This window comes from Streptomyces sp. NPDC007162, from assembly GCF_040634175.1.
Lineage (GTDB): Bacteria > Actinomycetota > Actinomycetes > Streptomycetales > Streptomycetaceae > Streptomyces.
In genome coordinates this window covers 1-13,779 of the sequence record NZ_JBEYFC010000222.1, presented here as the reverse complement: position 1 = coordinate 13,779, position 13,779 = coordinate 1, and the positions used below count along the sequence as shown (strand labels likewise).

Genomic DNA, 13,779 nt, shown 5'->3' with positions numbered 1-13,779 from the left:
GAGCGAGGGTGGGGCTGCCGGGATGGCTGAGCAGGGTGTAACCGCGGGACTTCACGCTTCCTGCCTCCTCTGGACGCGGATGTACAGGAGCCCGAAGACGAGCGCGATGAGGATCAGGATGTCGCCGACGGCGGCGCCGGGCCCGAACTTCGGCAGCAGCGTGCCGAAGCCCAGCTGGTACGACCAGGTGGCCAGGGTCGAGGAGGCGTCGCCCGGACCGCCCTTGGTCATGATCCAGATCAGGTCGAACACCTTGAGGGTGTAGACCAGCCCGAGCAGCAGGGTGATCGCCGACACCGGGCGCAGCAGTGGGAAGGTGATCCGCCGGAACTGCTGCCAGGCGCCCGCCCCGTCCAGGGCCGCCGCCTCGTACAGCTCGCCGGGGATGTTCTGCAGTCCGCTGTAGAGGATGACCAGGTTGAAGGGGATGCCGATCCAGATGTTGGCGACGATCACCGCCGTCAGCGCCCAGTCCGGCGAGGTCAGCCAGCCGACCGGATCGATCCCGACGAAGTGCAGGAAGTAGTTCACCACTCCTGACTCGCTGTTGAACATCCACGACCAGGTCGACGCCGACACGATCAGCGGCAGCAGCCAGGGGATCAGGAACAGCGCCCGCAGTACGGTCGACAGCCTGAAGTGCCGGTTGAAGAAGACCGCCAGGGCGAGGCCGCTGGCGTACTGGAAGGCGATCGACACGAAGGTGAAGACCAGGGTGTGCCGCATCGCCGGTCCGAACGTCGGATCGTCCAGGACGGTACGGAAGTTGTCCCACCCGGAGAAGGGCGCGTCACCGGCCACGAAGGAGCGGACGGTGTAGTCGCGCAGGCTCAGGTCGAGGTTGCGGTAGAGCGGATAGACGTAGAAGGCGGCGAGGTAGGCGAGCAGAGGCGTCACGAAGGCGAGTGCGGTCAGCCGCCGCCTGCGCCGCACGGAGCGGGCGCCGGTGTCACCGGTCCCGGCCGCGGCGGCCGGTGCCCGCCGCGGCCGGTCGACCCGGGCGATGGTCATGCCGGTCCTAGCCCTTCCGCGCGCTCGACTGGGCCGTGGCCAGGGCGTCCTGCGGGCTCTTGCTGCCGGACAGCGCCGCCTGTACGGCGGTCCACATCGGCTGCGAGATCGTCGGGTACTTGGTGCCGAGACCGCCGCTGGTCCGGCCCCGGGCCGCCCCGACCGCCGCCACCCACGGCTTCAACTCCGCGTTCTTCTTGACCTGTGCGGCCTGTACGGCGGCGGTGGGTGCCACGTACATGAGCGTGGTGTCGGTGGCCAGCAGGTTGGTGGGGCTGGTGAGACAGGTGACGATCTTCTTGCTGATGCCGTAGCGCGAGGTGTCCTTCTGCACGGGTACGGTGACGAACTCGCCGCCCGTCGGCACCGGCGCCGAACCGCCGTTCTGGCCGGGGATGTTGACGACCCCGTACGGGAATCCGGCCTTGTCGGCGTTGCCGAGCTGCCAGGTGCCGTTCTCGCTGAACGCGTAGTCCCCGGTGGCGAACTCCTGCCAGCTGGTGGTCTGGGTGTTCTGCAGCACGTCCTTGGGGGCGTACCCCGCGTCCACCCACTGCTTCCACAGCGTCAGCGCCGCGGCCCCCTGGGCGGAGTCCAGCTTCGTCAGGTCGCCGCCCGCTCCCCAGAACCAGGGCAGGAACTGGAAGCTGCCCTCCTCCGTGCTGATGGCGGAGAAGGTGATGCCCTTCTTCCCGGCCGCCTTGACCTTCTTCAGCGCGGCCGTCAGCGACGCCCAGTCCTTGACCGAGGCCGGGTCGACGCCGGCGGCGGAGAGCACCTTCTTGTTGTAGTAGAGGGCGAGGGTGTTGGCGCCGATCGGGACGCCGTAGGAGGCACCGTCGAGGGTGCCGGCGCCGATGATGTTCTTCTGGATCGACGTGGTGTCGAGTCCGAGGTCGCTGGTCTTGGTGAGGATCCCGGCCTCCACCAGCGTGGAGACGACCGGGTTGTCGACCAGCATCACGTCCGGTGCGTTGCCCTGCTGCGCCGCCAGCAGCGCCTTGTTGCCCAGGTCGGTGGTGTCGTACGCGGTCCGCTTGAGCTTCACCCCGGCCGCGGTGCCGCACGCGGCGACCTGCTTGCCCCAGTCGGAGGAGGCGTCGAACTGCGGGTACGGGTCCCAGAAGGTGTACGTGCCGCCGGCCGAGGGCGACGACCCCGAGGAGCCGGAACCGCCACCGCAGGCGGTGAGGGGGAGCAGGGTGGCCACGGCGACGGCCAGGAGGGTACGGCGGGTGGGTATCACGGGGTGACCTCGTTGTCGTAGGACGGGGTGTTTCAGGAGGTGGGGAGCCAGACGCGCATGCTGCCGTCCTCGCGGTTGGCCCAGACGTGGTAGGGGACCGCGGTCAACTCGACCGGCTCGCCGTCGGTTTCGGACTCCGTGCCGGTCACGGCGGCGTACGGCCACCAGCCGCGGTCCGGGACACGCCGCCGGCGGCCCGCGGCGACCACGGTGGTGACACCGCCGAGCAGGTCCGGACGGTGCTTCACGGCGAGCGGCCGGGACGGGTCGAGGACGATGTCGTCCAGTCCGCCGCCGGGGTGGTCGGCCTGCTCCAGGCAGTGCACCAGCGGCCCGCGCTCGATCGCCACACAGCCGCGCACCGCGTCCACGCGCGGGTCGGCGGCGGTGAGCCGGGGTTCGAGACCGAGTTCGAGGACGACCCGGTCGCCCGGCGTCCAGTCGCGGGTGAGCCGCAACCAGCCGTTCTCGACGGGGGCGTCGGACCGGTCGTAGGAGTCGGAACCGCAGCGCACCCGGAACTCGCGGCACCACTGCGGAATGCGCAGCGAGAGCGTCCAGGGGCCGTCGGCGGGGGTCTCCTCGACGGTGAACGCGACCGTGCCGTGCCAGGGGTAGTCGGTCTCGGCGCGTACCCGGACCTGTTCGGTCGTGTACGTCCCGGTGACGAACTGGTGGATCTGCAGGCCGTGTTCGTCGCCGGATGCCAGGTAGTGCTCCAGGCTCGCCAGCAGCCGCATCACGTTGGGCGGGCAGCAGGCGCAGCGGAACCAGCGGGTGCGGCGGGCCGACTGGTCGCCGCCGGTGTCGGTGTGGCCGTCACGGACCTGGAGCGGGTTGACGTACAGCCACTGCTCGCCGTCCAGCGAGACGCCGGCGAGGAACCCGTTGAAGAGGGTGCGTTCGATCAGGTCGGAGTAGCGGGCCTCGCCGGTGAGCAGGGCCAGCCGCCAGCTCCACTGCACCGAGGCGATCGCCGCACAGGTCTCGCAGTAGGCGCGCTCGTTGGGGAGTTCGTACGGGTCGCCGAAGTCCTCCTGGTCGTGGTGGGCGCCCAGGCCACCGGTGAGGTGCGTCTTGGTGGCGGTCATGGCTTGCCACAACCGCTCGCCGGCCGACCTGAGTTCGTCGTCACCGGTCTCGGCCGCCAGGTCCGCGGCTGCCGCCAGCAGGTACAACTGCCGTACGGCGTGGCCCTCGACGTTCGTCGCCTGGCGCAGCGGGACGCGGTCCTGGCAGTAGGCGGCGCCGCCGAGCAGTCCGTGGCCGTGCCGGTCCACGAAGTAGCCGGCCAGGTCGAGGTAGCGGCGTTCGCCGGTCTCCCGGTACAGCTCCACCAGGGCGGTCTCCACCTCCGGGTGGCCGTCGACGCCGTCGATGGGCCTGCCGCTGCCCGGGAGGCCGAACACCGAGTCGATGTGGTCGGCGAACCGCCGTGCCACGCCGAGGAGTTCCGGGCGACCGGTGGCGCGGTGGTGCGCCACGGCCGCCTGGATCAGGTGGCCCGCGCAGTACAGCTCGTGGCCCCAGCGCAGGTCCTCGTACCGCGCTCCGCCCTTGACCAGCTGGAACCAGGTGTTGAGATACCCGTCGGGCTGCTGGGCCGCGGCCACCAGGGCGATGATCCGTTCGACTTCGGCCGCCAGCGGCTCGTCGGCGCCCTGGGCGAGCTGCCAGGCAGCGGCCTCCAGCCACTTGTAGACGTCGGTGTCGACGAACGGGTAGGCGCCCTGGAACTCGCCCTCGGCCCGGCCGGCCGCCAGCCGCAGGTTGTGCAGGTTTCCCGCGGACTCCAGCAGGTCCGGACCCTGGGGAAGGGAGACCCGGGCGTTCACCGCGCGCCGGTCGTGCCAGAAGCCGCCGTCGATGACGACGGCCGCCGGACGCAGCGCGGTGCGGGCGCCCGGCGTCAGACGGATGGGGCCGACGGGGGCGGACGGGGCGGTGCGGGTGCGGGGCATGACTCTCCGAGGTGGGGAGGGACCGGGGCCGGGGCGCGGGCGGGCCTTTCGACATGTCGAACGCCGTCCGGTGCGTGGGGCGTAGTGCGGCGTTGGACCACATTGCGCAACCGTTTTCTCGCCGAGAAGTACAGGGCAGTCGGAGGGGGTGGTCAAGATGCCCGGCAGGGTTTTTTCAGATTGCCCTGGAAGACTGGTGCTTGCCGTGGGCGGCTGCGAGCATATGGGCGACTCTGTCGTCGTCAGTTCGTCGGCACGAGTGAGAAAACGTCTAGGAAAAGGTTTGCCCGTGACCTCTGCTCCCGACTCCCCGCCCACCGGCCGGGCCAGGCTCGCCGATGTCGCCGCCCTCGCCGGTGTCAGCGTGGGCACGGCCTCCAAGGCGCTGAACGGCGCGGGCCGGATGCGCCCGGAGACCCGGCAGCGGGTGCTGGACGCGGTGGAGGCGCTCGGGTTCCGGCCCAACCAGCACGCGCAGAGCCTGCACAGCGGCCGCAGTTGGACCGTCGGCCTGATGACGACGGACGGCATCGGGCGCTTCAGCACCCCGGTGCTGCTGGGTGCCGAGGACGCGCTCGGCGCCGGCAAGATCTCGGTGCTGCTGTGCGACACCCGCGGTGACGCCATCCGCGAGCAGCACCACCTGCGCAACCTCACCGACCGGCGGGTGGACGGCGTCATCGTCGCCGGTCGCCGTACCGACCCCCGGCCACCCCTGACCGGCATCGACCCGGCGATCCCGGTCGTCTACGCGCTCTCGCCGTCCACGGACCCCGAGGACACCTCCGTCGTCACCGACGACCGCGGCGGCGCCCGCCTCGCCGTGGAGCACCTGCTCGCCACCGGCCGGACCCGGATCGCCCATGTCACCGGCCCCGAGCACCACCAGGCCGCCCGTGACCGCGCCCGGCACGCCCTGGAGCACCTGGCCGGGTCCGGTCTTCGACTGGCCTCAGGGCGTGTGCACTTCGGGGAGTGGAGCGAGGCCTGGGGGCGGCGGGCCGCCGACGCGGTGCTGCGCACGGCGCCCGACGTGGACGCCGTCTTCTGCGGGAACGACCAGATCGCCCGGGGGGTCGCGGACGCGCTGCGCGAGCGCGGCAAGGACGTGCCGGGGGACATCGCCGTCGTGGGATACGACAACTGGGACACCATGGCGCTCGCCTGCCGTCCGCCGCTGACCACCGTCGACATGAACCTGGCCGAGATCGGCCGGATCGCCGCGCTGCGGCTGCTCCAGGCCATCGACGCCGAACCGGAGCCGGGCGTGCACACGGTGCCGTGCCGGTTGGTGGTCCGTGAGTCCAGCTGAGGCCGGAGGTCCCGGGTGCGTGGTCCCGGGCGCGGGACCTTCACATCCTCGGCACGTTGTCCGACTGTACTTGAGTAAGTCAATCAATTGACTTACCTTCGGGAGGGTCGCGCGGAACCGAGTGGCCCTACGGAGGCTCGACCATGACCCATGCACAGCCCCGGCCGGTGGAGGCAGGGGAGTCCGCCGCGCCGCGGACGAACGTCGTAGTCGCGGTGCTGGCCTTCGGCGGGATCGTGGTCTCGCTGATGCAGACCCTGGTGATCCCGATCGTCCCCGAGCTGCCGAAGCTGCTCGACGCCTCGCCGTCCAACGCCGCCTGGGCCGTCACCGCCACCCTGCTCGCCGCCGCCGTGGCCACCCCCGTGATGGGACGGCTCGGCGACATGTACGGCAAGCGGCTGATGCTGCTCACCAGCCTCGTCATGCTGGTCGCCGGTTCGGTCACGGCCGCGCTGAGCGACTCCCTCGTACCCATGATCGTCGGCCGTGCCCTCCAGGGCCTGGCCTCCGGGGTGATCCCGCTCGGCATCAGCATCATGCGCGACGAACTCCCCGCCGAACGGCTCGGCTCCGCCACCGCGTTGATGAGCGCCTCCCTCGGAGTCGGCGGCGCCCTCGGCCTGCCCGCAGCCGCGCTGATCGCCGACCACTTCGACTGGCACGTCCTGTTCTGGACCTCGGCCGCGCTGGGGGTCGTCGCCGCGCTGCTCGTGCTGACCCTGGTGCCGGAGTCCAGGGTGCGCACCGGCGGCCGGTTCGACCTGCCCGGTGCCCTCGGCATGGCGGCCGGTCTGGTCTGTCTGCTGCTCGGCATCGCCAAGGGCGCCGACTGGGGCTGGGGCAGCGGCACCACGCTCGGGCTGTTCGCCGCGGCGGTGCTGGTCCTGCTCGGCTGGGGCCGGTACGAACTGCGCACCGGGGAGCCCCTGGTCGACCTGCGCACCACCGCCCGCCGTCAGGTACTGGTCACCAACCTCGCCTCGGTCGCCTTCGGGTTCTCGATGTTCGCGATGTCCCTGGTGCTTCCCCAGCTCCTGCAGTTGCCTGAGGCGACCGGCTACGGTCTGGGCAAGTCGCTCCTCGACGCCGGCCTGGTGATGGCCCCGACCGGCCTGGTGATGATGGCGACGGCCCCGCTGTCGGCCCTCGTCTCGAAGAACTTCGGCCCGAAGATCACCCTGATCTGCGGCGCGGTCGTCGTCGCCGCCGGGTACGGGCTCAACATCGTGCTGATGGACGCCGTCTGGCAGCTGGTGCTCGTCTCCTGCATCGTCGGTGCGGGCATCGGCTTCGCCTACGGCGCGATGCCCGCGCTCATCATGGGCGCCGTCGACCCGCACGAGACGGCCGCCGCGAACAGTCTCAACACCCTGATGCGGTCCATCGGCACCTCGACCGCGAGCGCCGTCGCCGGGGTGATCCTGGCGCAGCTGACCACCCGCTTCGGCGGTGTCTCCGTGCCCTCCGAGAACGGCTTCAAGGTGGTCATGGCGGTGGGCTCGGGCGCGGCCGTCCTGGCGCTGCTCGTGGCCGTGTTCATCCCGCGCCGCAGGCAGGCCGCCGCCGCTGCCGAGACGGCGACCGCGGTGGCCGGGCAGGCTGCCGCCTCGGCCGGGCCCACCGCCGCGGCGGACGCGGCCGCCGAGCCCGTCGCACCGGTGCCTGTCCCGCCCGGCACCGACGACGGCGTCCCGGTGCACGGACGGGTGCGCGGCGCCGACGGAACGGGCGTCGGCCACGCCGCCGTCACGCTCGTCTCCCTCGGCGGGCGCCAGCTGGGCCGCACCGTGGCGGACCACGAGGGCGGCTACCGCGTCGCGGCGCCCGGCGAGGGGACATACGTCCTGATCGCCTCCGCCGAGGGCTGCCGGCCGCAGGCCGCCACCCTGGTGGTGAGCGCCGAACCGGTCGCGTACGACGTGCTGCTCACCGGCACCGGCGGGCTGGCCGGGTCGGTGCGGGCCGCGGACAGCGGGGCGCCGGTCGCCGGAGCCGTGGTGGTCGTGACCGACGTGCGCGGCGACGTCCTCGCCACCCAGCGGACCGACGGGCTCGGCGAGTTCGCGGTCGGCGACCTGGCACCGGGCACCGCGACCGTCGCGGTCAGCTCGCCCGAGCACCGGCCGCTCGCGCTGCCGGTCGAGCTGTCCGGGACCGGACCCACCCGGATCGAGATCGAGTTGCGGCCCGGCGCCCAGCTGTGCGGCACGGTGCGCGCAGCGGTCGGGCCGCTGGGCGACGCCCGGGTCACACTGGTCGACGCCGTCGGCAACGTCGTCGCCACGACCACCACCGGGGACGACGGCGCGTACGCCTTCCGCGACCTGGACACCGGCCCGTACACGGTCATCGCCACCGGCTACCCGCCACAGGCCAGCACGGTGCGCGTCGGCGGCCGCGACCTCCAGGACCACGACATCGAACTCGCCCACCCCGGCGCCTGATTCGGCGGCCGTGGTCAGTCGTCCGTGGGCTGCCGGGCCGCCCACAGCCCGCGGACGTGGCCGAGGTGACGGGTCATCACCTCGCGTACGGCCTGCTCGTCGCGGGCCAGCAGGGCGTCGAGGAGTTCCAGGTGCTCCTCGGCGGAGGCGGTCAGCCGGCCGGCCCGCACCAGTGCCGTCAGGCCGAACAGCCGCGAGCGGCGCCGCAGGTCCCGTACGACCTCCACCAGATGGTCGTTGCCCGCCAGGGCCAGCAGCCCCAGGTGGAACGTCAGGTCGGCCTCGACATAGGCGATCAGGTCCCCCTTCAGGGCCGAGGCGACGATCTCCCGGGCGACCGGGCGCAGCGCCTCCAGGTCGGCGGGGTCCGCGGTGGCCGCCAGGCCCGCGGTCGTCGGGATCTCGATCAGGGACCGGACGTGGGTGTACTCGTCCAGCTGTGTCTCGGAGACGGCGGTGACCCGGAAGCCCTTGTTGGGGACGATCTCGACCATGCCCTCCTTCACCAGCTCCAGCATGGCCTCCCGCACCGGGGTCGCCGAGACGCCCAGCCGCGGGGCGAGGCCCGGCGCCGAGTACACCTCGCCTGGCCGCAGTTCACCGGCGATCAGCGCGGCGCGCAGGACGTCCACGGCCCGTTCCCGGTAGTTGGGCCGCCGGCCGCCCAGGGAGGGGAGGGCGGGGGCGGGGGCGGCAGAGCTGCTGGGCCGGTCGGCCATGGTGGAACTCCTGGTGGCGGTACGGAGGACGTCAGAGTACGAAGCCGGCCGGGAACGGGTCGGTCGGGTCCAGCAGGTACTGCGCGGTGCCGGTGATCCAGGCGCGGCCGGTGAAGCTGGGCAGGACGGCGGGGATGCCGGCGACCTCGGTCGTGCCGAGGAGCCGGCCGGTGAACCGGGTGCCGATGAAGGACTCGTTCACGAACTCGGTGTCCAGGGGGAGTTCGCCGCGCGCGTGCAACTGGGCCATGCGTGCGCTGGTGCCGGTGCCGCAGGGGGAACGGTCGAACCAGCCCGGGTGGATGGCCATCGCGTGCCGGGAGCGGCGGCCCGTGGCCCCGGGGGCGGTCAGGTGGACGTGATGGCAGCCGCGGATCGACGGGTCCTCGGGGTGCACCGGTTCCGCCTCCGCGTTGATCGCCGCCATCAGCGAAAGCCCGGCGGCCAGGATGTCGTCCTTGCGGGCCCGGTCGAAGGGCAGGCCGAACTCGTCCAGCGGGAGGATGGCGTAGAAGTTCCCGCCGTAGGCGAGGTCGTAGGTCACCGTCCGCCCGTCCGGGAGGGTGATCCTGCGGTCCAGTCCGACGGCGAAGGACGGCACGTTCCTCAGGGTGACGTTCGTCGCCGCGCCGTCCGCCACCGCCACCTCCGCGACGACGAGGCCGGCCGGGGTGTCGAGCCGGATGGTGGTGACCGGCTCGACCACCTCCACCATCCCGGTCTCCACGAGCACGGTCGCCACCCCGATGGTGCCGTGCCCGCACATCGGCAGATAGCCGGAGACCTCGATGTAGACCACGCCCCAGTCGCAGTCGGGCCGGGTGGGCGGCTGCAGGATCGCCCCGCTCATCGCCGAGTGCCCGCGCGGCTCGTTCATCAGCAACTGCTTGACGTCGTCGCGGTGTTCGCGGAAATACAGCCGCCGCTCGTTCATGGTCGCACCGGGAATGGTCCCGATCCCGCCGGTGATCACGCGGGTGGGCATGCCCTCGGTGTGCGAGTCGACGGCGTGCAGGACGAGTGTGCTGCGCATGACGCTCCTGGTGGTCGCTCCGGACGCTACGGGCCGCTTCGAGGGGGGCTTACGAAAGCCCGGCCGCCACGGCCTTCTCGGTGGCCGCGCGGACGACGGCCTCCTGTTCGGGCAGCAGCGGCACGCGCGGCGGGCGGCAGGCACCGCCGTGTCGGCCGACGATGTCCATCGACAACTTGATGGCCTGTACGAACTCGACCCGGGAATCCCAGCGCAGCAGCGGATGCAGCTGCTCGTACAGTCGCTTGGCCGTGTCCAGGTCCCCGCGCACCGCTGCCCGGTACAGCTCCACCGTCGCCGTCGGCAGCGCGTTGGGATAGCCGGCCACCCAGCCCTTGGCCCCCGCGACCGCCAGTTCCAGCAGGACGTCGTCGGCGCCGACCAGCAGGTCCAGTTCCGGGGCGAGTTCCGCGAGCCGCCAGGCGCGCCTGACGTCACCGGAGAACTCCTTGACGGCGTGGATGTACCCCTCGCCGTGCAGCACGGCGAGGAGCTCCGGGACGAGGTCGACCTTGGTGTCGACGGGGTTGTTGTACGCCACGACCGGCAGGCCGGCCTTCGCGACCTCCGCGTAGTGCGCGAGGACCGAACGCTCGTCGGCCCGGTAGGCGTTGGGCGGCAGCAGCATCACGGCGTGGCAGCCGGCGTCCCGGGCCTGCTCCGCCCAGCGGCGGGCCTCGGCGGAGCCGTAGGCGGCGACCCCGGGCACGACCCGCGCCCCGCCGACCGCGGCCACGGCGGTCGCCACGACCTGCGCGCGCTCCTCGGGGGTGAGCACCTGGTACTCGCCGAGCGAGCCGTTCGGTACGACACCGTCGCAGCCGTTGCCGACCAGCCAGGCGCAGTGCTCCGCGTAGCGCTCGTGGTCGACGGAGAGGTCGTCGCGGAAGGGGAGGGCGGTGGCGACGAGGACACCGTGCCAGGGGCGGGTCCGCGGGGTGGGGGTCATCGGGCTCCTCCGGTGGAAGGGGACGGATCACTTCATGTCGTGCTGTCAGCCTTGCTGTTCGCCTTGCTGTTCGTCCTGCTGTTCGTCGTCCTGACCGGCCCGCGCGAGCACGCCGAGCGGCACCGGCCGCGCGAACGGTCCGCGTGCCGCCGTCTGCGGGCACCGGGCGAGCCCGGCGACCGCCGTCCCGCACATCCGGCCCTGGCACCAGCCCATCCCGGCCCGCGTGAGCAACTTGACGGTCCGTACGTCCCCGGCGCCCAACTCGGTCACGGCCCGCCGGACCGCGCCGCCGGTGACCTCCTCGCAACGGCACACCACCGTGTCGTCCGTGACCAGTTCGGCCCAGGGCGCGGGCGGTGCGTAGACCTCGTCCAGCACCGCCGCGAACCTGCGCAGTCCCGCCCTGCTCCGGGCGGCCCCGGCCCAGCCGCGGGGGTCGGGCACCGCACCCGACAGCCGTGCGGCGGCCGACCGTCCCGCGATGTCGCCCTCGGCGAGGGCGAGGGCCGCGCCGCCGATGCCGGTCGCCTCGCCCGCCGCCCACACCCCGGGCACGTCGGTGCGCTGTTCGTCGTCCACGTGCACGGCGACGCCGTCGACGCGGCAGCCGAGGCCCTGGGCCAGATCGGTGCCCGGCAGCATGCCGTGCCCGACGGCCAGGGTGTCGCAGTCGATGCGCCGCCGGGTGCCCGGCCGTACCCGGCCCTCGGTGTCCAGCGCCGCGACGGTCACGGCCGTCAGCCGCTCGTCGCCGTGTGCTTCGACCACGGTGGCGCGGACCAGGGCGCGGACCCGGTGCCGTAGCAACTCGGCCGCGTACCGGGCGGCTTCGGCGAGTTTCGCCGGCTGGGCGGTCAGGGCCGCGGGCCGTCGCAACAAGGCCCGCGGGTCCGCGGACTCCACGAGCGCCGCCACCCGGGCGCCCGCCGCCGCGAGCCCGGTCGCGACGGGCAGCAGCAGCGGCCCGGTGCCGGCGACGACGACGGTACGGCCGGGCAGCACCAGGCCGCCCTTGAGCATGGCCTGTGCACCGCCGGCCGTGACGACCCCGGGGAGCGTCCAGCCGGGGAAGGGCAGCACCTGCTCGTGGCCGCCGGTGGCGAGCAGCACCGCGTCCACGCGCACCTCGACGGGCCGTTCCTGCGCCGGGCCGAGGAGCGCGTGGACCGTGAAGCCCTGCTGCCGCCGCTCCACGAACCACACGTGGTGCTCCCGGAGATGGGTCACCTGTCCGGCCGCGAGGTACCGGTCGAGACCCTCGCGCAGGCGCTGCCATCCGCGCCACTGGTGGTGCAGCGCCTGCGGACGGCGGGCCCCGAGCCCGGCGGCGGGCTGCCGGTGGAACTGGCCGCCCGCCTCGGGTGCCGCGTCGACCAGGGTGACGCGCAGACCGTGCCGGGCGGCGGCCAGGGTGGCGGCGAGACCGGCCGGCCCCGCCCCGATCACGGCGAGGTGCCGGCGCTCAGTCATCATGTCCGGTGCCCTGCTGGGTGCGGATCACGTCGCCCGGACGCAACGGCATCAGACAAGCCCGTTGGTTGGGGCGGTCGTTGACGACGACCAGGCAGTCGAAGCAGACCCCGATCCCGCAGAAGACGCCCCGAGGCCGGCCCGCGCCGCGGGTGGACCGCCAGGACGTGACACCGGCCGCCCAGAGCGCCGCCGCGACCGTCTGGCCGGGCAGCGCCTCGATCTCCCGGCCGTCGAAGGTGACGGTGAAGGCGGGGCCCGGCCGGGCCCGCACCAGCTTCAGGGGGTTCACACGGCCTCCTCGGCGAAACGCTCGGGACGGAACGGGGCCAGGTCCAGCGCGGGAGACGTGCCGCTCAGTACCTGGGCGATCAACTGCCCGGTGCCGGTGGCGAGTCCGATGCCGGCACCCTCGTGTCCGCAGGCGTGGAGGAGGCCCGGGGCACGGGGGTCGGGACCGATGGCGGGCAGATGGTCCGGCAGGTACGGGCGGAAGCCCAGGTAGCCGCGCATGGCACGGACTTCGGACAGGAAGGGGAACAGCCCGGTGGCGGCCGACGCCAGCGCCCGGAGCACCGGAAGGGCGAACGACCGGTCGAAGCCGACGCGTTCCCGGCTCGCCCCGATCAGGACCGGCCCGGCCGCGGTGCCCTCGACGACCGGCGAGATCCCCAGGGCGGCGGAGTCGCTGGCCACGTCCGCCACATAGGCGGCGGCGTACACCTTGTGCCGCACCCGGCGCGGCAGCGGCTCGGTGACCAGCACGAAACCGCGCCGGGGCAGGACGGGCAGGTGGGCACCGGCGAGCGCGGCCAGCTCGCCGCCCCAGGTCCCGGCCGCGTTCACCACGGCCGGGGCGTGCAGGTCGCCGCGGTCGGTGCGGACTCCGGCCACGATGCCGTCGGCGCCGCGCAGCACCCCGGTCACGGTCCGGCCCGCCAACAGCCGGGCGCCCGAGGCCCGGAGCAGGTGCGCGGCGGCCAGCGTCGGCATCACCTGGGCGTCCTGCGGGTAGTGCACCGCACCCGCCAGGCCGGGTGCCAGGTACGGTTCCAGGTCGTGGAGCCGGTCGGCGCCGACCGGCTCGGCCCGTACCCCGGCGGCTCGTTGTCCGGCCGCGAGCAGCTCCAGCGCGGTCAGTTCCGCGGGCGACGCGGCCACGACCACCCCGCCCTTGGCCTCGTACTCGATCCGGTCGCCCAGATCGGCGGCCAGGTCGGCCCACAACCGGCCGGACAGCAGGGCGAGTTCGAGCTCGGGTCCCGGTTCCTTGTCGGAGACGAGCAGGTTGCCCTCACCGGCCCCCGTCGTGCCGCCGGCCACCGGACCGCGGTCCACCACGACCACGTCCAGCCCCGCCCGGGACGCGTACAGCGCGCAGGCCGCGCCCACCATGCCGGCCCCGACGACCACGACATCGCAGGTCAGTCGCATGCTCACACCAGTAATATGTCACATTGCACGGTCTCGGGGAACACCCCCGACTCCGAGTCGCCGTACGACCGGGTGTTCCCCTGGATGGCGCTCCCGGGTGGCAGGTCTCTCCGCCCAGGACGCGGCCCACTGTGCGGCGTACGAGTGCGTCGACGATCGCGTGCCGCCAGGGCTCGTCCACCGTGACGTGCGCC

General features: G+C 73.0%; 11 protein-coding genes. 2 read left to right on the top strand and 9 right to left on the bottom strand.

Annotated features, from left to right (window positions below):
- Nucleotides 1–51: 51 nt before the first annotated feature.
- From ABZ646_RS24845 to ABZ646_RS24835, 3 genes are read right to left on the bottom strand one after another with little or no spacing between them, the layout of a single operon-like run.
- Nucleotides 52–1,011, bottom strand: coding sequence for a sugar ABC transporter permease (locus ABZ646_RS24845; RefSeq protein ID WP_360522867.1), 960 nt, complete (start codon nt 1,009–1,011; stop codon nt 52–54).
- Nucleotides 1,012–1,018: 7 nt separating this feature from the next.
- On the bottom strand, nt 1,019–2,257 hold the full coding sequence (locus ABZ646_RS24840; protein WP_360522864.1) for an extracellular solute-binding protein: 1,239 nt from the start codon (nt 2,255–2,257) through the stop codon (nt 1,019–1,021).
- A gap of 32 nt (nt 2,258–2,289) precedes the next feature.
- A complete protein-coding gene (locus tag ABZ646_RS24835; protein ID WP_360522861.1) occupies nt 2,290–4,218 on the bottom strand; it encodes a beta-L-arabinofuranosidase domain-containing protein in 1,929 nt (642 codons plus the stop codon).
- A gap of 289 nt (nt 4,219–4,507) precedes the next feature.
- Here ABZ646_RS24835 and ABZ646_RS24830 point away from each other — a divergent pair, with 289 nt between their 5' ends.
- Both ABZ646_RS24830 and ABZ646_RS24825 read left to right on the top strand, forming a co-directional pair.
- The gene (locus ABZ646_RS24830; RefSeq protein ID WP_360522858.1) at nt 4,508–5,530 is read left to right on the top strand and encodes a LacI family DNA-binding transcriptional regulator; all 1,023 of its coding nucleotides are present in this window, start codon (nt 4,508–4,510) and stop codon (nt 5,528–5,530) included.
- 143 nt (nt 5,531–5,673) lie between these two features.
- On the top strand, nt 5,674–7,977 hold the full coding sequence (locus ABZ646_RS24825) for an MFS transporter (protein ID WP_360522855.1): 2,304 nt from the start codon (nt 5,674–5,676) through the stop codon (nt 7,975–7,977).
- Between the two features lie 14 nt (nt 7,978–7,991).
- Here the strand turns inward: ABZ646_RS24825 and ABZ646_RS24820 are convergent, their stop codons facing one another.
- Genes ABZ646_RS24820 through ABZ646_RS24795 form a run of 6 tightly spaced genes read right to left on the bottom strand, consistent with a single transcriptional unit; the run spans nt 7,992 to nt 13,591 of the window.
- A complete protein-coding gene (locus tag ABZ646_RS24820; protein WP_360522852.1) occupies nt 7,992–8,696 on the bottom strand; it encodes a GntR family transcriptional regulator in 705 nt (234 codons plus the stop codon).
- 31 nt (nt 8,697–8,727) lie between these two features.
- A complete protein-coding gene (locus ABZ646_RS24815) occupies nt 8,728–9,729 on the bottom strand; it encodes a proline racemase family protein (protein WP_360522849.1) in 1,002 nt (333 codons plus the stop codon).
- A 49-nt stretch (nt 9,730–9,778) separates the two neighbouring features.
- Nucleotides 9,779–10,678 carry a dihydrodipicolinate synthase family protein gene (locus ABZ646_RS24810; protein ID WP_360522846.1) on the bottom strand — a complete coding sequence of 300 codons (900 nt, stop codon included), beginning with the start codon at nt 10,676–10,678 and terminating at the stop codon, nt 9,779–9,781.
- Nucleotides 10,679–10,723: 45 nt separating this feature from the next.
- Nucleotides 10,724–12,151 carry an NAD(P)/FAD-dependent oxidoreductase gene (locus tag ABZ646_RS24805; RefSeq protein WP_360522870.1) on the bottom strand — a complete coding sequence of 476 codons (1,428 nt, stop codon included), beginning with the start codon at nt 12,149–12,151 and terminating at the stop codon, nt 10,724–10,726.
- Nucleotides 12,144–12,443 (bottom strand): (2Fe-2S)-binding protein, encoded by a 300-nt coding sequence (locus ABZ646_RS24800; RefSeq protein ID WP_360522843.1) that lies wholly within the window; start codon nt 12,441–12,443, stop codon nt 12,144–12,146. Before ABZ646_RS24800 ends, ABZ646_RS24805 begins: the two co-directional genes overlap by 8 nt.
- Complete coding sequence (locus ABZ646_RS24795; protein ID WP_360522840.1) at nt 12,440–13,591, bottom strand: FAD-binding oxidoreductase; 1,152 nt, start codon at nt 13,589–13,591, stop codon at nt 12,440–12,442. The genes ABZ646_RS24800 and ABZ646_RS24795 overlap by 4 nt, the downstream gene beginning before the upstream one ends.
- Nucleotides 13,592–13,779: the final 188 nt, after the last annotated feature.

Excerpts from the sequence above, each read along its gene's own strand:
- ABZ646_RS24835 (WP_360522861.1), bottom strand. The coding sequence starts at position 4,218 with ATGCCCCGCACCCGCACCGCCCCGTCCGCCCCCGTCGGCCCCATCCGT.
- ABZ646_RS24805 (WP_360522870.1), bottom strand. The coding sequence starts at position 12,151 with ATGACTGAGCGCCGGCACCTCGCCGTGATCGGGGCGGGGCCGGCCGGT.
- ABZ646_RS24845 (WP_360522867.1), bottom strand. The coding sequence starts at position 1,011 with ATGACCATCGCCCGGGTCGACCGGCCGCGGCGGGCACCGGCCGCCGCG.
- ABZ646_RS24810 (WP_360522846.1), bottom strand. The coding sequence starts at position 10,678 with ATGACCCCCACCCCGCGGACCCGCCCCTGGCACGGTGTCCTCGTCGCC.
- ABZ646_RS24820 (WP_360522852.1), bottom strand. The coding sequence starts at position 8,696 with ATGGCCGACCGGCCCAGCAGCTCTGCCGCCCCCGCCCCCGCCCTCCCC.
- ABZ646_RS24825 (WP_360522855.1), top strand. The coding sequence starts at position 5,674 with ATGACCCATGCACAGCCCCGGCCGGTGGAGGCAGGGGAGTCCGCCGCG.
- ABZ646_RS24815 (WP_360522849.1), bottom strand. The coding sequence starts at position 9,729 with ATGCGCAGCACACTCGTCCTGCACGCCGTCGACTCGCACACCGAGGGC.